Source organism: Streptomyces sp. NPDC039480 (genome assembly GCF_055597165.1).
This window is the reverse complement of record NZ_JBVITX010000004.1, coordinates 507,994-527,536: the sequence shown is the minus strand read 5'-3', so window position 1 is coordinate 527,536 and position 19,543 is coordinate 507,994. Positions and strand designations below refer to the sequence as shown.

13 protein-coding genes are annotated in these 19,543 nt (G+C 73.0%); 6 read left to right on the top strand and 7 right to left on the bottom strand.

The window, feature by feature from the left end; all coding sequences use genetic code 11:
• Positions 1-141: 141 nt before the first annotated feature.
• The 3 genes from ACZ56E_RS16240 to ACZ56E_RS16230 are packed head-to-tail and all read right to left on the bottom strand — an operon-like array spanning position 142 to position 4,020.
• Entirely contained in the window at positions 142-2,526 is a 2,385-nt protein-coding gene (locus ACZ56E_RS16240; RefSeq protein WP_471214608.1) for a xanthine dehydrogenase family protein molybdopterin-binding subunit, read from the bottom strand.
• A 1-nt stretch (position 2,527) separates the two neighbouring features.
• Entirely contained in the window at positions 2,528-3,130 is a 603-nt protein-coding gene (locus tag ACZ56E_RS16235) for a (2Fe-2S)-binding protein (protein ID WP_468561149.1), read from the bottom strand.
• Positions 3,130-4,020 carry an FAD binding domain-containing protein gene (locus ACZ56E_RS16230; RefSeq protein WP_471214607.1) on the bottom strand — a complete coding sequence of 297 codons (891 nt, stop codon included), beginning with the start codon at positions 4,018-4,020 and terminating at the stop codon, positions 3,130-3,132. The genes ACZ56E_RS16235 and ACZ56E_RS16230 overlap by 1 nt, the downstream gene beginning before the upstream one ends.
• 338 nt (positions 4,021-4,358) lie before the next feature.
• On the opposite strand from ACZ56E_RS16230, the gene ACZ56E_RS16225 reads away from it, so the two are divergent.
• On the top strand, positions 4,359-6,035 hold the full coding sequence (locus tag ACZ56E_RS16225) for a PucR family transcriptional regulator (RefSeq protein WP_471214606.1): 1,677 nt from the start codon (positions 4,359-4,361) through the stop codon (positions 6,033-6,035).
• Between the two features lie 186 nt (positions 6,036-6,221).
• The gene (locus ACZ56E_RS16220; RefSeq protein ID WP_471214604.1) at positions 6,222-6,980 is read left to right on the top strand and encodes a hypothetical protein; all 759 of its coding nucleotides are present in this window, start codon (positions 6,222-6,224) and stop codon (positions 6,978-6,980) included.
• A gap of 830 nt (positions 6,981-7,810) precedes the next feature.
• Here the strand turns inward: ACZ56E_RS16220 and ACZ56E_RS16215 are convergent.
• The gene (locus ACZ56E_RS16215; RefSeq protein ID WP_471214603.1) at positions 7,811-8,539 is read right to left on the bottom strand and encodes a GntR family transcriptional regulator; all 729 of its coding nucleotides are present in this window, start codon (positions 8,537-8,539) and stop codon (positions 7,811-7,813) included.
• Positions 8,540-8,678: 139 nt separating this feature from the next.
• On the opposite strand from ACZ56E_RS16215, the gene ACZ56E_RS16210 reads away from it, so the two are divergent.
• Together ACZ56E_RS16210 and ACZ56E_RS16205 are read left to right on the top strand one after the other, a co-directional pair.
• Entirely contained in the window at positions 8,679-9,542 is an 864-nt protein-coding gene (locus tag ACZ56E_RS16210) for a (2Fe-2S)-binding protein (protein WP_471214602.1), read from the top strand.
• Between the two features lie 206 nt (positions 9,543-9,748).
• Positions 9,749-10,822: a DUF2637 domain-containing protein gene (locus ACZ56E_RS16205; protein WP_471214601.1), complete on the top strand. Its 1,074-nt coding sequence runs from the start codon at positions 9,749-9,751 to the stop codon at positions 10,820-10,822.
• A gap of 19 nt (positions 10,823-10,841) precedes the next feature.
• Here the strand turns inward: ACZ56E_RS16205 and ACZ56E_RS16200 are convergent, their stop codons facing one another.
• Positions 10,842-11,327 (bottom strand): ATP-binding protein, encoded by a 486-nt coding sequence (locus ACZ56E_RS16200; protein WP_468602260.1) that lies wholly within the window; start codon positions 11,325-11,327, stop codon positions 10,842-10,844.
• Positions 11,328-11,507: 180 nt separating this feature from the next.
• On the opposite strand from ACZ56E_RS16200, the gene ACZ56E_RS16195 reads away from it, so the two are divergent.
• Positions 11,508-14,552, top strand: coding sequence for an alpha-mannosidase (locus ACZ56E_RS16195; RefSeq protein ID WP_471214599.1), 3,045 nt, complete (start codon positions 11,508-11,510; stop codon positions 14,550-14,552).
• 33 nt (positions 14,553-14,585) lie between these two features.
• Here the strand turns inward: ACZ56E_RS16195 and ACZ56E_RS16190 are convergent, their stop codons facing one another.
• Together ACZ56E_RS16190 and ACZ56E_RS16185 are read right to left on the bottom strand one after the other, a co-directional pair.
• Entirely contained in the window at positions 14,586-16,328 is a 1,743-nt protein-coding gene (locus ACZ56E_RS16190; RefSeq protein WP_471214598.1) for a pyruvate dehydrogenase, read from the bottom strand.
• Positions 16,329-16,415: 87 nt separating this feature from the next.
• The gene (locus tag ACZ56E_RS16185; protein WP_471214596.1) at positions 16,416-18,149 is read right to left on the bottom strand and encodes a protein phosphatase 2C domain-containing protein; all 1,734 of its coding nucleotides are present in this window, start codon (positions 18,147-18,149) and stop codon (positions 16,416-16,418) included.
• A gap of 358 nt (positions 18,150-18,507) precedes the next feature.
• On the opposite strand from ACZ56E_RS16185, the gene ACZ56E_RS16180 reads away from it, so the two are divergent.
• Positions 18,508-19,539, top strand: coding sequence for a helix-turn-helix domain-containing protein (locus ACZ56E_RS16180; RefSeq protein ID WP_471214595.1), 1,032 nt, complete (start codon positions 18,508-18,510; stop codon positions 19,537-19,539).
• Positions 19,540-19,543: the final 4 nt, after the last annotated feature.

Below are 19,543 nucleotides of genomic sequence, written 5' to 3'. Positions count from 1 at the left end.
CGAACGACATCTCCCTCAAGGAGAGGGGGAGTTGGGCTCCGAGCGGTGCGGGCGGCGGGAAGTGTGACGTTCCTGGGAGGCACGCACCGCTCGGAGGACTTGCGCTGATCCCCGAGCGGGGGGATCAGATCCGCGGAGGGATCACGTGCCGGTGAGGTGTTCGGGACGCACCGGCGTCTTGTTGAGCTCCAGACCGGTGGCCGCGCGGATCGCCGCGAGGACCGCCGGGGTCGAGGAGAGGGTGGGGGCCTCGCCGATGCCGCGTACGCCGTAGGGGGCGTGCGGGTCGGCGAGCTCCAGGTAGTCGACCGGGATGGTCGGGGTGTCGAGGATGGTCGGGAGCAGGTAGTCCGTGAAGGAGGGGTTCTTCACCTTCGCGGTCTTCGGGTCGACGATGATCTCCTCCATCACCGCGACGCCGAGGCCCTGGGTGGTGCCGCCCTGGATCTGGCCGATGACGGAGAGCGGGTTGACCGCCTTGCCGACGTCCTGGGCGCAGGCCAGTTCGATGACCTTGACGAGGCCGAGCTCGGTGTCGACCTCGACGACCGCGCGGTGCGCGGCGAAGGCGTACTGGACGTGGCCGTTGCCCTGTCCGGTGCGCAGGTCGAAGGCCTCGGTGGGGCGGTGCCTGAACTCCTCCTCGACCTCGACGGCCTCGTCCTCCAGGACCTCCACGAGGGTGGTGAGGACCTCTCCGCCGTCGGTGACGACCTTGCCGCCCTCCAGGAGGAGTTCGGCGTTGGCCCACGCCGGGTGGTACGAGCCGAACTTGCGCCGGCCGATCTCCAGGACCTTCTCGCGGACGATCTCGCAGGAGTTCTTGATGGCGCCGCCGGTCATGTACGTCTGGCGGCCCGCGGAGGTCGAACCGGCCGAGCCCACCTGGGTGTCGGCGGGGGCGATGGTGACCTGCTGGACGCCGAGCTCGGTGCGGGCGATCTGCGCGTGGATGGTGACGCCGCCCTGGCCGACCTCCGCCGCGGCGGTGTGGACCGTGGCGACGGGCTCGCCGTTGATGACCTCGATGCGGACCTTGGCGGTCGAGTAGTCGTCGAAGCCCTCGGAGAAGCCGACGTTCTTGATGCCGACCGCGTACCCGACACCGCGGACGACGCCTTCGCCGTGCGTGGTGTTGGACAGGCCGCCGGGCAGCGCGCGGACGTCGGCGCCCTCGCTGGACTCCCACTGGCGCTCGGGCGGCATCGGGCGGGCCTTGACGCGGCGGAGCAGCTCGGCGACGGGGGCGGGCGAGTCGACCGGCTGCCCGGTCGGCATGATCGTGCCCTGCTCCATCGCGTTCTTCTGCCGGAACTCCACCGGGTCCATGCCCAGCTTCGCGGCGACCTTGTCCATCTGCGCCTCGTACGCGAAGCACGCCTGGACCGCGCCGAAGCCGCGCATGGCGCCGCAGGGCGGGTTGTTGGTGTAGAGGCCGATCGCCTCGATCTCCACGTCGTCGACGACGTACGGGCCGACCGAGAGGGACGAGGCGTTGCCGACGACCGACGGGGTCGACGACATGTAGGCGCCGCCGTCCAGGACGATCTTGCACTTCATGTGCGTGAGCTTGCCGTCCTTGGTGGCGCCGTGCTCGTAGTAGAGCTTCGCCGGGTGCCGGTGGACGTGGCCGAAGAAGGACTCGTAGCGGTTGTAGACCATCTTCACGGGCTTGCCCGTGCGCAGCGCGAGCACGGAGGCGAGGATCTGCATCGAGATGTCCTCGCGGCCGCCGAAGGCGCCGCCGATCCCGGCCATCGTCATGCGCACCTTGTCCTCGGGGAGGCCGAGGCACGGGGCGATCTGCTTGAGGTCGGAGTGCAGCCACTGGGTGGCCACGTAGAGGTCGACGCCGCCGTCCTCGGCGGGCACGGCGAGGCCGGACTCCGGGCCGAGGAAGGCCTGGTCCTGCATGCCGAAGGTGTACTCGCCCTTGACGATCACGTCGGCCTTCTTGGCGGCCTCGGCGGCGTCGCCGCGGATGATCGGCTGGCGGTGCACGATGTTCGGGTGCGGGGAGTGGGCGGCGTGGTGGTCGCCGCGGTTCTCGTGGACCAGGACAGCGTCAGGGGCGGTCGCGGACGCCTCGTCCGTGATGACCGGGAGCTCCCGGTACTCGATCTTGATCTTGGCGGCGGCGCGGCGCGCGGTCTCCGGGTGGTCGGCGGCCACGAGGGCGACCGGCTCGCCGTGGTGGCGGACCTTGCCGTAGGCGAGGACGGGGGTGTCCTGGTACTCCATGCCGTAGTTCTTGGCGGCCGGCAGGTCGTCGGCGGTCAGGACCGCGTAGACGCCGGACAGGGCCACGGCCTCGGAGACGTCGATCGACACGATCTCGGCGTGCGCGACCGTGGACCGCAGGGCCTGGCCCCAGATCATCTCCTCGTGCCACATGTCCGAGGAGTAGGCGAATTCGCCGGTGACCTTCAGGGTGCCGTCGGGGCGCAGCATCGACTCGCCGACGCCGCCCTTGGTCTGCGAACCCTGGGTGACGTTGGCGGGGATGCCGGTGGTGGTGCCAGCCATGTCAGACCGCCTCTCCCTGACGGGCCGCGGCCAGGCGGACCGCGTCCAGGATCTTCTCGTAACCGGTGCAGCGGCAGAGGTTGCCGGAGAGCGCCTCGCGGATGTCCGCGTCGGACGGCGTGTCGTTGCGCTCGAGGAGCTCGTCGGCCGCGACGAGCAGACCGGGGGTGCAGAAGCCGCACTGGACGGCGCCCGCGTCGATGAACGCCTGCTGGATCGGGGAGAGCTCGGCGCCCTCGCCGGTCTGCGAGTCCTGGCCCTTGGCGCTCCAGTTCTGCGCCTCTTGGAGGGAGGTGCCGCAGGCGCCGGAGGCGCCCGAGACGCAGCCGCCGCCGGGGTGGGCGTCGGCGCGGTGCTTGGCGTAGTCGGCGAGGCCCTCGACGGTGGTGACCTCGCGGCCCTCCACCTGGCCGGCCGCGACCAGACACGAACACACCGGCACGCCGTCGAGCCGGACGGTGCAGGAGCCGCACTCGCCCTGCTCGCAGGCGTTCTTGGAGCCGGGCAGGCCCATGCGCTCACGCAGCACGTAGAGCAGGGACTCGCCCTCCCACACGTCGTCCGCTTCCTGCTGACGGCCGTTGACCGTGAAGTTCACGCGCATTATGCGACTCCCTCAGTGCTGCGGCCCTCGCCGCGGTACGACTCCCAGGTCCAGCCGAGCGTGCGGCGGGCCATGATGCCGACGGCGTGGCGGCGGTAGTTCGCCGTGCCGCGCACATCGTCGATCGGGTTGGCGGCTCCGGAGGCGAGCTCCGCGAACTGCTTGGCGATCGAGGGGGTGATGATCTTCTTGCTGTCCCAGAAGCCGCCCTCTTCGAGCGCCGCGTTCAGGAATTCCTCGGCCGCCTTCGCCCGGATGGGGGTGGGGGCGGCGGAGCCGATGCCGGTGCGCACGGTGCGGGTCTCGGGGTGCAGCGCGATGCCGAACGCGCAGACGGCGATGACCATGGCGTTGCGGGTGCCGACCTTGGAGTACTGCTGCGGCCCGTCCGCCTTCTTGATGTGGACGGACTTGATCAGCTCGTCCGCGGCGAGCGCGTTGCGCTTCACGCCGGTGTAGAAGTCGTCGATGGGGATCAGGCGGGAGCCGCGCACCGACTCCACCTCGACCTCGCAGTCGGCGGCGAGCAGCGCCGGGTGGGCGTCGCCGGCCGGGGACGCCGTGCCCAGGTTGCCGCCGACGCCGCCGCGGTTGCGGATCTGCGGGGAGGCGACGGTGTGCGAGGCGAGCGCTAGACCGGGGAGCTCGGCACGGAGCTCCTCCATGATCTGGGTGTACGGGACGGAGGCGCCCAGCTGGACCGTCTCCTCGCCCACCTCCCACTCGCGCAGCTCGACGATGCGGTTGAGGTCAAGCAGGTACTCGGGACGACGGTGGTCGAAGTTGATCTCGACCATCACGTCGGTGCCACCCGCAATCGGCACAGCCGTGGGGTGCTCGGCCTTGGCGGCGAGCGCCTCCTCCCAGCTGGCGGGGCGAAGGAAGTCCATGAGGCTCTCTTCTTCGTATCGAGGGTCGTTCGCTTCAAGGGACGGGAGGATTCCGTTCCGGCCACTCGGGCCGTTCGTCCCTCGACTGCTCGTTCATGTGCTGTTAACGCGGAGTGGGGCAAGTACACCGCCCGCTCGTCCGATGGGGTCAGTCACCGAAACCATGAAGGAGTTGGCTGGCCAAGCCGCGCGTCTTGTAGATTCGTATGAAGAACGGGCCCCAGTAACCTCGCGGATTCCCCCGGGAAACGGGAGACGCACGGCGGCCCAGGACCGCGGCGCTACCGAGCGCACATGTTTGTACACACCATTCGAGACAGATCGGCGGCGACGACCCCATGCGGCTGCGCGCACTCCTTGACACCGACGCGCTGGGCCTGCGGCTGCTCGGCGGCGAGGACGAGCTTGACCGCACCGTGCGCGGTGTGATGACCACGGACCTGCGGGACCCGAGCCGCTATCTGGCGGGCGGCGAGCTGGTCCTCACCGGCCTCGCCTGGCGCCGCGACGCCTCGGACACGGAACCCTTCGTGCGGATCCTCGCGAGCGCCGGAGTCGCGGCCCTGGCCGCCGGCGAGGCCGAGCTCGGCGACATCCCCGAGGACATCGTCGAGGCCTGCGCCCGGCACCGGCTTCCGCTCTTCGCGGTCAACGAGTCCGTGGCCTTCGCGACGATCACCGAGCACGTGGTGCGGCAGGTCTCCGGCGAGCGCGCCGGGGACCTGGCGGCCGTCGTCGACCGGCACCGGCGCCTGATGACGTCGGGCCCGGCGGGCGGCGGCCCCGACGTCGTCCTCGACCTGCTCGGCACCGACCTGGACCTGCGGGCCTGGGTGCTCTCCCCGGCCGGGCGCGTGATCGCCGGGTCCAGCGCGGCCGGGACCGCCCTGCCGGGGCCGCTCTGCGCGCGCCTCGCCGGGGAGCACCTGGCGGCCGTCCGGACGGGCCGGCGCGGCCCGCACCGCGTCTCGGTGGACTCCGTGACGTACTCGCTGTTCCCCGTTCGGACCAGTGGGCGCGGCACGGCCGGCGCGTCGCGGGACGTGCGCGAGTCGGTGCTCTCCGACTGGGTCCTCGCGGTGGAGGCCGACGCGGGCGACTGGCCCGAGGAGCGGCTCGACCTGCTGCAGGGTGTGACGCAGCTGATCGCCGTGGAGCGCGACCGGCGCGACGCGGCCCGCACGGTGCGCCGCCGCCTCGCCCAGGAGGTCCTTGAGCTGGTGCAGACGGGCGCGGCCCCCGCGGAGATCGCGGCCCGGCTGCGCGTCGCCGCGCCGGTGCTGCTGCCGGGGCTCGGCGCGGCCCCGCACTGGCAGGTCGTGGTGGCCCGGGTGGAGTGGGAGGGCGGGGAGATCGACGGCGGTCCCGTCGCCCAGTCGCTCCTGGAGGAGATCCTCGTCGACCCCCGGTCGGCGGGCCCCGAGCCGTCCGACCGGATCGCGGTCGCGCACACCGGCGACGAGGCGATCGCCCTAGTGCCGCTGCCCGCGGTCGCCGGCGAGCACGACGGCCCTGAGACGGGGCTGCTCGCGGACGCGCTCCTCGCCTCCGTCCACGACCCGCTGGCCGCGGGCCTCGACGGCGACGGCCGCCTCACGCTGGGCGTCAGCGCCTCCGTGCACTCGGCGGAGGGGCTGCGCGGCGCCCTGGAGGAGGCGCGGCACGCCCGCCGGGTGGCGGCGGCCCGGCCCGGCCGGGTCTGCGCGGCCGGGCACCAGGAGCTGGCCTCGCACGTCCTGCTGCTGCCGTTCGTGCCGGACGACGTGCGCCGGGCGTTCACCGCGCGGCTCCTGGACCCGCTGCGGGAGTACGACCAGCGCCACCGCGCGGAGCTCATCCCGACCCTTGAGGCGTTCCTCGACTGCGACGGTTCGTGGACGCGCTGCGCCGCGCGGCTGCACCTCCACGTCAACACGCTGCGCTACCGGGTGGGCCGTATCGAGCAGTTGACAGGTCGTGACCTCTCGCGCCTGGAGGACAAGCTCGATTTCTTCCTCGCCCTGCGCATGAGCTGAGGGAATCCGGCACGGGCCCGGCCGGAGGGAAGTCACCACCGACCGGACCCGGCACGTCCCCTCCCCCTCCCTTTGTGAATTCTTTCACCCGACCTCTTGGCCGCACGCCGCGATCCATGCTGAGATTCGCCCACGACTCAACAGCTCAATGGTGTGCTCGGGGAGGGCAACGTGGCGCATACCGCCATGTCTGGTACCGGAACGACTGCAGAGCACGATCCACTCCAGACCGCGGTATGGCGGCTGCGCTCGCGCGGCTGCTGGACCGACGCCGCGGAGCTGCTCGCCTCACGGGCGGGGGCCGCGGCGGCACTTCAGAGGGCGGCCCTCCTCGTCGAGCGGTGCCTGTTCACGGGGGACGGCTGGGGTGAGGCGGAGGACGTCCTGCGGACCGCGGAGGCCCTCGCCGAGGACGACGACGACCGGGGCGCCGCGGCCTGCGAGCGGGGCCAACTGGCGTACGCCTCCACGGTCTTGGGGGTACGCGACCGGGCCGACGAAGCCCGCACGGCGCTCGGCAGGGCGGCGGCGCTACTCACCCCGAACGCCTCCGGGCGGCCGCTCCTCGACTTCCGCCGCGGCCTGATCGCGGAGCACATCGCGGACTCGCCGCAGTCCGCGAAGGCGGCCTACCGCAGGGCACACGCGGGCGCCACCGCGCGCTCCGACTCGCTGCTGCTCTCCTTCACCTGGCGCCACCTCGCCGGACTCGCCCTGCGCGACGGGGAGTTGGCGGAGGCCCGGCACGGCTTCGCCGAGTCCCTGCGCATCCGCGAGGAACTCGGCTACCTGGTCGGCACGGCCCCCGCACTAGCCGCCCTCGCGGACGCGGAACCGGAACCGGAAGCCACCCGCCTACGCGCCGAAGCCACCCGCCTCTTCCGCCTCCTGGACGGCATCCCATCCTGGCTGGCCCACCACCTGCAACCTCCGGCGGCGGTCTAGCACCCCAAACGGGCGCCGACTCCCACGCGGGCCGGCGCCCACGGGGCCCACACTCCGACACCCGAACCACCCGGGAAGCACGACCCACGCCACACGGCGCCGCGCTGCCGGGGCAGCATGCGACAGGCAGCGCACCGCGGCAGGCAGCACAGCGCGGCGCGCGAGCCGCACACCTGCCGCCACCCCGAGGCGGGTCGCAGACCGCCCGGCGCCGACGAAACACCCCCGCCCGTGTCGTCTACCGCACGCCCCCGGCCGCGCGGGTGTCGGCCACCCGGGGCACTGGGCGCCGTCGGGTGGGCGCCGGGCTGAGGGATCACCAGCCCCTCAGGCCGCCTCACCCCCGTGCCGCGGCACGCCTGACGCGCCTCGGGCCCGGCCCGCATGCTGCCCAGCACCGCGCCGGTGTAGCGCCCCCTCCCATGCCGTCTACCGCTCGCCCCCAGCCACCCGGGGCGCTGGGCGCCCGATGGGCACCGGTGCTGAAGGGTTCCGGCCCCTCAGGCCGCCCCGGCCCCGTGCCGCGGCACGCGAGCGCCTGCCGCCGCGCCCGGGCCGGCCGAAGGCCGCCCAGCGCCCCGCGTCGGCGAAGCGCCCCCGCCCGTGCTATCTGCCGTACGCCCCGGCCACCCGGAATGCTGGGCGCCGGGTGAGCGCCGGAGTTGAGAGGTCCCGGCCCTCTCAGGCCGTCCCGAGCCCCGTGCCGCGGCAAGCGAGCCGCACACCCGACATTCCCCCGGGCCGGCCGCAGGCCGCCCGGCGTCGGCGGCCCCGCGCCTGTGCCGTCCACCGCTCGCCCCCCGGCCACCCGGGGTGCTTGGCGCCGGGGCTCAGGCCGCCCCAGCCCCTGTGAAGTGTTCCTGGACCAGGGACGAGACCACGTGGAAGTCCTGGGCCGCGAGGGCGTCGAGGAGGGCCATGTGTTCTGCTGCGTCGGCGATGAGGTCGGCTCGGCGGCCTGCTACGGGGCCGCTCGACAGGGGCCACTGGGAGCGGCGGTGGAGGTCGTCCGCGACCTGGACCAACTGCTGGTTGCCGGAGAGGGCGAGGACGGCGCCGTGGAAGGAGCGGTCGGACTCGGCGTAGCGCGCGAGGTCGCCGACGGCCGCGGCCGTCACCGTCGCCTCCGCCAGCGGCCGCAGCTCGGCCCAGCGCGCCGCGGGCACCGTGCGGGCGAGCCGCAGCATCACCGGCACCTCGATGAGCGCCCGGACCTCGGCCAGCTCGGCCAGCTCGCGGCTGCTGCGCTCGGTGACCCGGAAGCCGCGGTTGGGCACGACCTCCACGGCACCCTCGTTGGCCAGCTGCTGCATCGCCTCGCGGACGGGTGTCGCGGAGACGCCGAAGCGCTCGCCGAGCACCGGCGCCGAGTACACCTCACCGGGCGCGAGCTCACCGCCGACGAGGGCGGCCCGCAGCGCGGCGAGGACCTGTCCGCGCACGGAGCTGCGCCGGACCGTGCGGCGCGGCCCGCGCGCCCCGGAGCCCGCCTGCTCCGGCACCCGGACGCGCGGCGCCCCGGCGAGGGACGTCCCCTCGCGTGCTCCGGTCTGCTCCACGACGTCCGCCCGCCCCGCTTTCCACTGCTCCGAAAGGTACGAGAGGCACCATAGGCGGACAGCACCCGAGTTGAAACCTCGATCACGTCGGGTAAGGTAAGGCTTACCTGCTATCGATCGCGATTCGGTGGTCCCCCGTATGTCCGTACCCACCTTGGCCGCACCCCTCCAGGGCGCCTCCAGTGCCGTAGCGGGCTCGTACGCCCGTCTCAACGAGGTGTACTCCGGACTGCGCATCACCGAGCTCGCCCCCGGCGAACGGATCCCCCAGGGCGCCGGCTGGGTCACCGCCGCCCGGCTCGCGGAGGGCGGCGCCGACCTCGACGCGTTCCTCGCCTGGGACAACGCACAGATCCTGAAGGACTACGGCACCCAGGCCCGCCCCGACGTGGTCGCCAGCTTCGGCCTGCACCGCTACGCCTGGCCGGCCACCCTCCTCATCACGGTCCCGTGGTTCCTGCACCGCCGCGTCCCCCGCTTCCCGGTCGCCGACGTCTCCTTCCAGCGCACCCTGGGCCACCTCGCCGTACGCACGGGCGCCTTCGCCTGCCTCCCCGACGACCCGGCCGCGACGCTCCCCGGCGCCCGCGTCGTAGCGGACGAGGAAGCACTGCGCGGCGAGGTGCGGGCCTCCGTCGCCGAGCACCTGGGCCCGCTCCTCGACGGCTTCGGCCCCCGGATGCGGCGCCGCTCCCGCGCCCTGTGGAGCCTCGCCACCGACGAGATCGTCGAGGGCCTCTGGTACGTCGCCCACCTCCTCGGCGAGGAGCAGCGGGCGATGACGGAGCTGGAGCGGCTGCTGCCCGGCGCCACCAAGCCGTACGTCGGCACGGCCGGCTTCCGGGAGCTGACGGGACCGAACGGCGAGAAGCTGCCGACCCGCGACCGGGCGAGCTGCTGCATGTTCTACACGCTGCGCCCCGACGACGCCTGCGTCACCTGCCCGCGCACCTGCGACGCGGAGCGCATCGTGCGGCTGAGCGCGGCCGCCGCGGCGAGCTGATCCCCCCGCAGCCGCCCGAACCACCCTTTCGTGCACGGTTAATCGAACTCAACCAGCGGCGTTCCGCCGCGAGTTCGAGCAAAAGTACGCCGTGCGCGGTCCCTTGCACCCCCATGGCGTCCTCTTGTCCCGAAACGCCTTGAGGGCCATCCGGGTTGGGTCAATATGGCGCCCGAAACGCCCTACCGCGACGCAAGGGACCCCAGATGAGACTGACCGACATATCGCTGGACTGGCTGCTTCCCGGCGGCGTCCTGCTCCTGGGCATGCTGGTGGCGGTGGCGGTGCTCGCGCGCGGCAAGCGAGGCCACGACAAAACGGCGAAGGGAACCGCGAGCGACGACTCGTGGGAGCGCAGCGAGGAACGCCGCAGACGCAAGGAAGCCATCTACGGAACCGCCTCCTATGTGCTGCTGTTCTGCTGCGCCGCCGTCGCCGCCGCGCTCTCCTTCCACGGCCTGGTCGGCTTCGGGCGGCAGAACCTCAGCCTCACCGGCGGCTGGGAGTACCTGGTCCCGTTCGGCCTCGACGGCGCGGCGATGTTCTGTTCCGTCCTCGCCGTGCGCGAGGCCAGCCACGGTGACGCGGCGCTCGGCTCGCGCCTCCTCGTGTGGACGTTCGCCGGCGCGGCCGCCTGGTTCAACTGGGTGCACGCGCCGCGGGGCCTCGGCCACGCGGGCGCTCCGCAGTTCTTCGCCGGGATGTCCCTGTCGGCGGCGGTGCTCTTCGACCGCGCGCTGAAGCAGACCCGCCGGGCGGCGCTGCGCGAGCAGGGCCTGGTGCCGCGGCCGCTGCCGCAGATCCGCATCGTGCGGTGGCTGCGGGCACCGCGGGAGACCTTCGGCGCCTGGTCGCTGATGCTCCTCGAAGGCGTCCGCACCCTGGACGAGGCCGTCGAGGAGGTCCGGGAGGACCGCCGCGAGAAGGAGCGCACCCGGCTGCACCGGCGCGACCGGGAGAAGCTGGAACGCGCCCGGCTCAAGGCGATCAGCCGGGGCCACCGGGGGTACGCCCGCGGCGGCGGCCGGCAGGTCGAGGTGCAGGCCGTCGCACCGGCCGCGGGGTCCGCGCAGGTCGGCGCGGACCCTGCGATAGCGGAGCAGGAACAGCTGCCGGTACGCTCCCGCCCCTCCCTCCAGGCCGTCAGGACCGGCCATGACGAAGCCGACCCCGCCACCCCCGTCACCGTCGACCTGACGGCGGAGGACGACACGCAGACCCTGCCCCGGCTCGACTCACTGGAGCAGAAGCTGAAGGATCTGGAGCAGCAGTTCGGCTGACCGCCGGGCGGCGGCGGGCTCACGCCGTGCCGCCGCCGTCCAGCTCGAACCACACCGCCTTTCCGACCCCGTGCGTCCGCACGCCCCACGCGTCCGCGAGGGACTGCACGAGGACCAGGCCCCGGCCGCTCGTGCCGTCGCCGGGGCTCGGCACCCGCGGTTCGGGGCGGCGCCCGACGAAGTCCCGCACCTCGACGCGCAGACCGCGCGGGCCCACGGTCGCGGTGACAACGGCGTCGTGATCGGTGTGCACCAGTGCGTTCGTGACCAGCTCGCTGGTGAGCAGTTCGGCTATGTCGGACCTGCCTGGTTTCCCCCAGTGTCTCAGGAACTCCCTCAGGGCCTTCCTGACCTCGGACACCGCGCGCAGATCCGCTCTCCCCAGCCTGCGCGTGAGCTGACCCCGATGGGGTCCGCCCGGCGCTTCACCGGTCCTCTCGTCCCGTACGTTCGATGAAGAGGCCCCGATCGCCCCGGAGCCGCCCCCTCGTGATTGCCTCCTCATGACCCCCGCCCACAAAGCGATGTGTCAGCCTCCCTGCTCGAACAGCCTCACGGGATGCATGCCCCGGGCCCGTGGCAGCAAGCCTGTCGAATCGTCAACCAATCGCGGGGGGGTGCGTCCGGGGATCGGGGGGAAGTGAAGCGGTGGACCCCACCGCCGAGCGTTCCGAGGAGCCCCCGAGTGCACGACGACAGACTGCTGGTGGAAGGCCGCCTGGAGCGGGCGCTGCGCCAGTTCATCCGCCCCGCCCAGTACGCGCGACGCACCCCGCTGACCCTCTCCGTCTGGCACGCGCCGGGCGAGCCGGTGCCCGTCGAGACCGTGCTCGAAGCGGAGTACGTGCCCTTCGAGACCGGCACGGAATGGGGAAACCCCTGGTCGACCAGTTGGTTCCGGCTCCAGGGGCAGGTGCCGGAGGAGTGGCGGGGCAGCCGGGTCGAAGTGGTGATCGACCCCGGCTTCAGCGGGGAAGGACCCGGCTTCCAGGCGGAGGGTCTGGTCTACGACGCGGCGGGCGTCCCCCTCAAGGGTGTTCACCCGCGCAACCGGCATATTCCGGTGGCCTCCCCCGCCCGGGGCGGCGAGCCGGTGCACCTACTCCTCGAAGCGGCGGCCAATCCCGCCGTTCTGCACGACTTCGTGCCGACACCCCTCGGCGACGTACTGACCGCAGGCAGTAGTCCGATCTACCGATTCGCGTCTGCCGATCTCGCCGTACTGGACGAGGACGTCTGGCAGTTGACCCTGGACATCGAGGTCCTCTCCGAGCTGATGCGCGAACTGGACGCCGAACGTCCGCGTCGCCACGAGATTCTGCGGGCACTTGAGGACATGCTCGACGCACTCGATCTGCACGACGTCTCCGGCACCGCCGCCGCGGCCCGCGCCGAGCTCGCCGACGTCCTCGCCCGGCCCGCACACGCCAGCGCACACCGCGTATCGGCTACCGGACACGCGCATATCGACTCGGCATGGCTGTGGCCGCTGCGCGAGACGGTGCGCAAGGCTTCGCGGACCTTTGCCAATGTGACGGCGCTCGCCGGGGAGTATCCGGAGCTGGTCTTCGCCTGCTCGCAGGCCCAGCAGTACGCCTGGGTGAAGGAGCACCAGCCGCACATCTGGGAGCGCATCAAGAAGGCGGTGGCCGCGGGCAACTGGGCGCCGGTGGGCTCGATGTGGGTGGAGTCGGACGCCAACATGCCGGGCGGCGAGGCGCTGGCGCGGCAGATCACGCACGGCATGCGGTTCTTCCGCGAGGAGCTCGGCGTCGAGACGGAGGAGATCTGGCTGCCGGACTCCTTCGGATACACCGCGGCCTTCCCGCAGTTGGCGAAGCTCGCGGGCGTCCGCTGGTTCCTCACGCAGAAGCTGAGCTGGAACCAGTCCAACAAGATGCCGCACCACACCTTCTGGTGGGAGGGCATCGACGGCACCCGCGTCTTCACCCACTTCCCTCCGGTGGACACGTACAACTCGCAGTTCCACGGCGCCGAACTGGCGCACGCGGAGCGGAACTTCGCCGACAAGGGCCGGGCATCCCGCTCCCTGGTGCCGTTCGGCTGGGGCGACGGCGGGGGCGGGCCCACCCGCGAGATGATGGAGCGGGCGCGACGCCTTCGCTCCCTGGAGGGGTCGCCGCGCGTCGAGATCGAGAAGCCGTCGGCGTTCTTCGCGGCGGCCGAGGAGGAGTACGGCGCGCAGGCCCCGGTCTGGTCCGGTGAGCTGTATCTGGAGCTGCACCGCGCCACGTACACCACCCAGGCGGCCACCAAGCGCGGCAACCGCCGCAGCGAACACGCGCTGCGGGAGGCGGAGTTGTGGTGCACGGCCGCCGCGGTGCGCGACCCGGCGTACGTCTATCCGTACGACACGATCGACCGGCTGTGGAAGACGGTCCTGCTGCACCAGTTCCACGACATCCTGCCCGGCTCGTCGATCGCCTGGGTGCACCGCGAGGCACGCGACACGTACGAGCGGGTCCTGGCGGAGCTCGACGAGCTCACGGCGTCGGCCGTGCGGTCGCTCGGCGCGGGCGGGCCCGTGGCCTTGAACGCCTCGCCGTACGCCCGTGACGAGGTCGTCGACCCCGGGGACGGCACGCTGGTGCGCGTCGACGTCCCCGCGCTCGGCACGCGGAGCCTCGACGCCGCCCGCGCGGCCGGGTCCGGCGCGGTCGCGCACACCACCGGCGACACGATCCTCCTCACCAACGAGCACCTGAGCGTCACGGTCGACGCCGCCGGGCTCCTCGTCTCCGTGATGGACCTGGCCGAGGGCCGCGAAGTCCTGGCGGCGCCCGGCAACCTCCTCCAGCTGCACCCCGACCACCCCACGCACTACGACGCCTGGGACCTCGACAAGCACTACCGGCGCCGGCACACCGACCTCACGGACGCCGAGTCCGTCGAGCTCGTCGAGGACGGGCCACTGCGGGTCGCCGTGCGGGTGGTGCGGGCCTTCGGGGAGTCGCGGATCACGCAGGAGATCCGGCTGGCGGCGGGCAGCCGCCGCGTCGACGTCGTCACGGACGTCGACTGGCGGGAGTCGGAGAAGGTCCTCAAGGCGGCGTTCCCGCTGGACGTGCACGCCGAACGGTCCGCCGCCGAGATCCAGTTCGGCCATGTGCACCGCCCGACGCACGCCAACACCGGCTGGGACGCGGCGCGTTACGAGATCTGCGCGCACCGCTGGCTGCGGGTCGCCGAGGAGGGGTACGGCGTCGCGGTGCTCAACGACTCGACGTACGGCCACGACGTGACGCGCACGGAGCACGACGGCACCCTCGGCACCACCGTGCGGCTGACGCTGCTGCGGGCCCCGCACAGCCCGGACCCGGAGACGGACCAGGGCGCGCACCGGTTCACGTACGCGCTGCTGCCCGGCGCGACGACCGGCGACGCGGTCGCGGAGGGGCTCGCGCTCAATCTGCCGCTGCGGGTCGCCGACGCGCCCGTGCTGCCGCCGCTGGTGAGCGTCGACCATCCGGCGGTGACCGTCGAGTCGGTGAAGCTCGCCGACGACCGCAGCGGTGACGTGATCGTACGGCTCTACGAGTCGCGCGGCGGGCGGGCCGCGGCCACGCTCGCCACGTCGTTCCCGGTGGCGCGGGCCGAGGTGACCGATCTGCTGGAGCGGCCGCTGCACGAGGCCGCGACGGGCGAGGCCGGGCTCGCGCTCGCGCTGCGGCCGTTCCAGATCGTCACGCTGCGGCTGCGTCCCGCCTGACGCGTCCGCGTGCCGGGGCCATGCAGGCCGGAGTCACGGCCTCGGCACGTTCCGCAGGTTCGAGCGGGCCATCTGGAGCATGCGGCCCACCCCGCCGTCCAGGACGATCTTGCTGGCGGAGAGGGCGAAGCCGGTCACCATGTCCGAGCTGATCTTGGGCGGCATGGAGAGGGCGTTCGGGTCGGTCACGATGTCGACGAGGGCGGGGCCCTTGTGCGCGAAGGCGTCCTTGAGGGCGCCCGCGAGCTGTTTGGGCTTCTCCACGCGGACGCCGTAGGCCCCGGCGGCGCGGGCGACGGCGGCGAAGTCGGGGTTGTGGTTCGCCGTGCCGTAGTTGGGCAGCCCTGCGACCATCATCTCCAGCTCCACCATGCCCAGGGAAGAGTTGTTGAACAGGACGACCTTCACCGGCAGGTCGTGCTGGACGAGGCTGAGGAAGTCGCCCATCAGCATCGAGAAGCCGCCGTCGCCCGACATCGAGACGACCTGGCGGCGCCGGTCGACGAACTGGGCGCCGATCGCCTGCGGCAGGGCGTTCGCCATGGAGCCGTGGCTGAACGAACCGATGATGCGGCGCCTGCCGTTGGGGGTGAGATAGCGGGCCGCCCAGACGTTGCACATGCCGGTGTCGACGGTGAACACGGCGTCGTCGGCGGCGACCTCGTCTAGGACCGACGCGACGTACTCGGGGTGGATCGGGATGTGCTTGTCGACCTTGCGGGTGTACGCCTTCACGACGCCTTCGAGGGCGTCCGCGTGCTTCTTGAGCATCTTGTCGAGGAACTTGCGGTTCGTCTTCGGCGAGACGCGCGGGGTCAGACAGCGCAGCGTCTCGCGCACGTCGCCCCAGACGGCGAGGTCCAGCTTGGAGCGGCGGCCGAGGTTCTCGGGGCGCACGTCGACCTGGGCGATCTGCACGTCGTCCGGCAGGAACGCGTTGTACGGGAAGTCCGTGCCGAGCAGGATCAGCAGGTCGCACTCGTGGGTGGCCTCGTACGCGGCGCCGTAGCCGAGCAGGCCGCTCATGCCCACGTCGAACGGGTTGTCGTACTGGATGAACTCCTTGCCGCGCAGGGCGTGGCCCACCGGGGACTTGATCTTCTCGGCGAACTCCATCACCTCGGCGTGCGCGCCCGCCGTGCCGCTGCCGCAGAAGAGGGTGACCTTGCCCGCCTTGTCGATCATCTTCGCGAGCTTGTCGATCTCCTCGTCACCGGGGCGCACGGTGGGCCGCGAGGTCACCAGGGCGGTCTCGGCGGCCTTGTCCGGGGCGGGCTCGGAGGCGATGTCGCCGGGCAGCGAGACGACGCTGACGCCGCTCTGGCCGACGGCGTGCTGGATGGCGGTCTGGAGCAGCCGGGGCATCTGCTTCGGGCTGGAGATCAGCTCGCTGTAGTGGCTGCACTCCTGGAACAGGCGGTCCGGGTGGGTCTCCTGGAAGAAGCCGAGGCCGATCTCGCTGGACGGGATCTGCGAGGCGAGGGCGAGGACCGGCGCCATGGAGCGGTGCGCGTCGTACAGGCCGTTGATCAGGTGGAGGTTGCCCGGGCCGCAGGAGCCCGCGCAGGCGGCCAGCCTGCCGGTGATCTGGGCCTCGGCGCCGGCCGCGAAGGCGGCGGTCTCCTCGTGCCGCACCTGGACCCAGTCGATCTCCTTCGTGCGGCGGATGGCGTCCACGACCGGGTTGAGGCTGTCGCCGACGACTCCGTACAGACGCTGCACGCCCGCGCGGACGAGGATGTCGACAAACTGCTCGGCGACGTTCTGCTTGGCCATGCTGCACGCACCTCTTTTGGACCGTATGGGCTGTCTTGGTGTCTCTTGCCCGATCTTTCTCGGTCCATGAATTCACAGGTGCGGCGGTCATGCCTCCCAGACCGCGGCGGCCGTCCGGTCGTCGGCGTACCCCTTGACCCTCACCTGGACGTCGGCCAGGAAGGCGGCGAGGCCCGGCGGGCCCGTCTTCTCCCATCTGCGGGTGAGGTGCGCGGCCAGCTCGGGCTCGCCGCGCAGCGGCTCGGCGAGGCCTCCGCTGCACAGGACGAGCGTGTCACCCGGGCGGGCGACCGAGGCGCGGAAGCGGAAGGGCTCGCGGGGCGGTTCGGGTGCGGGCTCGTAGGGACTGGGGGGTGTGGTGATGCCCAGGTCCATGGTGAGCCGGTCCGCGTCCGGGGACTGCGGGGGCGGCGAGCCGAAGCCGACCACGGCGTCGCCGGTGGCGTCGGCGACGCGGGGCTCGATGTCCTGCCACTCGCCGTCGCGCAGCCGGAAGAGGCCGCCTCCGCCGACGCCGAAGAAGACGCGTGTACGACACCGCGGATCGGCCGGAAGGAGGAGGCAGCGCAGGGACGCCGCGTACTCCTCCGGCGCCAGGCTGAGGTCGGCGGCGTGTGCGCGGAGCCTGCCGAGGCTGCGGTCGGTGAGGCGGTGCAGGCCCGACTTGAGGTCGCCGCGCCGGGCGGCCGCGATGTCCTCGGCGAGCCGCCGGTGGCTGCGGCCCACGGCACGGCCGATCCACGCGCAGGCCTCCGCGGCGGCGCGGTGCGCTCCCGGGGTCGCGCGGGCGCCGGTGGCCATGGCGACGAGCACGAGGGCGTCCTCGCCGGTGCCGAAGCGGGCGGTGAGGAGGGCGTCGCGGCGCGGCTCGCCCCGGTATCTGGCGGAGTCCCCGCGCACGGAGGCGGCGCGCAGCGTGCTGCCGCCGTACCGCGCGCCTTCGAGCACGGTGTCGGGGACGAGATCGGCGAGGTCGTCCGGATCGGCGGCGGGCAGGCCGGTGGGCTCGGCCTCATAGGTGGGCGGCCCGTCCCCCACGTGAGCGACGCCCGGGTCGCCGGGCGCGCTTTCGGTGCCGTCCGCATCCGCAAAGATCCCGCTCGCCCGGGTAGGCGGGGCGGGCGCCGGGGTCGGCGAGGCGGGCGCCGGGGTCGGCGAGGCGGGCGCCGGGGTCGGCGAGGCGGGCGCCGGGTTCATCGAGGCGGCCTGCGGCCTTGGCGGGGCGGGCGCCGGGCTCGGCGAGGCGGGCTCCGGGATGCGCGGGGCGGGTTCCGGACCTGGCGGGGCGGGCGCCGGGGTCGTCGAGGCGGCCTCCGGCCTTGGCGAGGCGGACTCCGGGATGCGCGGGGCGGGTTCCGGACCTGGCGAGGCGGGCTCCGGGGTCGTCGAGGCCGGCTCCGGACTTGGCGAGGCAGGCTCCGGGATGCGCGGGGCGGGTTCCGGACCTGGCGAGGCGGGCGCCGGGTTCGTCGAGGCGGCCTCCGGCCTTGGCGAGGCGGACTCCGGGCTCGTCGAGGCCGGCTCCGGGATGCGCGGAGCGGACTGTGGGGTGCCCGGGGCGGGCTGAGGGGCGCCCGGGGCGGGCTCCGGGATGTCCGGGGTGGGCTGTGGGGCGCCCGGGACGGACTGCGGGGTGCCCGGGGTGGGCTGTGGGGTGCGTGGGGCGGGGAAGTCCGCCTTCAAGGCGTCCGCCGCCGAGGCGAATCTGTCGTCCAGGGTGTCCGGCGCGGGCGCGGGACCCGTGTCCGGCGCGGAGTCGTCGTACAGCTGTCCCCACCAGTCGTCGTCGCGGCCGGTGGGTGTGTCCCCCTGCTGGCTCATGCCCTTATTTTCCACCGCGGAGGCCGTACGAAAACGGTGCATCCGGAAATTCCGGCCATTCCGGGGACGTTGGGGACCGCCGGGCGGACCCACCCCCCACAGGAGGACCGCCCGGCGGGGCCGGTGTGGCCGACGCACCTCGTCGGCGCGAGCCACGGTCTGTGTGACGGGGGTGTCGTGACCGCCCGTCAGTCGGCCTCTGAGCCCGGCCTGTTGTCCCGAAGGACGGGCAGGCCGGATTCGCTTTTGTGAGCGAACCGTGCTCGTGACCCGCGTTCCCAGCCGCGGTGAGTTCAATCGTCCTCGTCGCCGACCGCACCGTTCCGGAGTCGCGGGTGGTGCGGGGATGATGTCCCGCATGCTGGCAGCGATCGGTCTGGACGAGACGCACGAGGCGGCGTACCGGGCGCTGGTGTCGGTGGGCGCCGCCGATGTCGCGGATCTCGCGCGGCGGCTCGCGCTCGGCGAGCCGGAGGCCGAGCGGACGCTGCGCCGCCTGGAGCGGCACGGTCTGGCCGCGCAGGCGTCCGGCAGGGCGGGCCGCTGGGTGGCGGCGCCGCCCGGCGTCGCGCTCGGCGCGCTCCTCACCCAGCGGCGGCACGAGCTGGAGCAGGCCGAGCTCGCGGCGAAGCTGCTCGCCGAGGAGTACCGGGCGCAGGCCGCCGAACCGGCCGTCCACGACCTGGTCGAGGTGGTCACCGGCGCGGCCGCCGTCTCGCAGCGCTTCCTCCAGCTGCAGCTGGGCGCGAGGGACGAGGTGTGCGCGCTGGTGACCGGCAGCCCCGTCGCCGTCACCGGCATGGAGAACAGCGCCGAGGAGCAGGCCGCGGGGCGCGGCGTCCGCTACCGCGTGGTGATCGAGCGCACCGTCCTCGACCTGCCGACGGGCCTGGTCGAGCTGTCGACGGCGATGGGCCGCGACGAGCGGGTGCGGGTGGTGGACCGCGTCCCGACCAAGCTGGTGATCGCCGACGGCTCGCTCGCGATGGTCCCGCTGACCTCGCGCACGGCGGAGCCCGCCGCCCTCGTCGTGCACGCCAGCGGTCTGCTCGAATCCCTGACGGCCCTCTTCGAGGCAGTGTGGCGGGAGGCGCTGCCGCTGCGTCTCGGCGAGGACGGCAGCACACTCACCGAGGACGCCCCCGAAGGGCCGGACGGCACCGATCTGGAGATCCTGTCGCTGCTCCTCGCCGGTCTGACGGACGCGAGCGTCGCCAAACAGCTCGATCTGGGGCTGCGCACGGTGCAGCGCCGGGTGAAGCGTCTGATGGAGCTGACGGGTGTGACGACGCGGCTGCAGCTGGGCTGGCACGCGTACGAGCGCGACTGGGTGGCGCGGCGTCCTCGGCCGCCCCGGAGCCGGGTCCCGGGGGCGCCGGGGCAAACCTGACCTG

Coding starts and splice junctions, on each gene's coding strand:
- ACZ56E_RS16230 (WP_471214607.1), bottom strand. CDS start 4,020: ATGGACTTCCTTCGCCCCGCCAGCTGGGAGGAGGCGCTCGCCGCCAAG.
- ACZ56E_RS16240 (WP_471214608.1), bottom strand. CDS start 2,526: ATGGCTGGCACCACCACCGGCATCCCCGCCAACGTCACCCAGGGTTCG.
- ACZ56E_RS16235 (WP_468561149.1), bottom strand. CDS start 3,130: ATGCGCGTGAACTTCACGGTCAACGGCCGTCAGCAGGAAGCGGACGAC.
- ACZ56E_RS16210 (WP_471214602.1), top strand. CDS start 8,679: ATGTCCGTACCCACCTTGGCCGCACCCCTCCAGGGCGCCTCCAGTGCC.
- ACZ56E_RS16185 (WP_471214596.1), bottom strand. CDS start 18,149: ATGAGCCAGCAGGGGGACACACCCACCGGCCGCGACGACGACTGGTGG.
- ACZ56E_RS16200 (WP_468602260.1), bottom strand. CDS start 11,327: ATGAGGAGGCAATCACGAGGGGGCGGCTCCGGGGCGATCGGGGCCTCT.
- ACZ56E_RS16190 (WP_471214598.1), bottom strand. CDS start 16,328: ATGGCCAAGCAGAACGTCGCCGAGCAGTTTGTCGACATCCTCGTCCGC.
- ACZ56E_RS16205 (WP_471214601.1), top strand. CDS start 9,749: ATGAGACTGACCGACATATCGCTGGACTGGCTGCTTCCCGGCGGCGTC.
- ACZ56E_RS16225 (WP_471214606.1), top strand. CDS start 4,359: ATGCGGCTGCGCGCACTCCTTGACACCGACGCGCTGGGCCTGCGGCTG.
- ACZ56E_RS16220 (WP_471214604.1), top strand. CDS start 6,222: ATGTCTGGTACCGGAACGACTGCAGAGCACGATCCACTCCAGACCGCG.
- ACZ56E_RS16180 (WP_471214595.1), top strand. CDS start 18,508: ATGCTGGCAGCGATCGGTCTGGACGAGACGCACGAGGCGGCGTACCGG.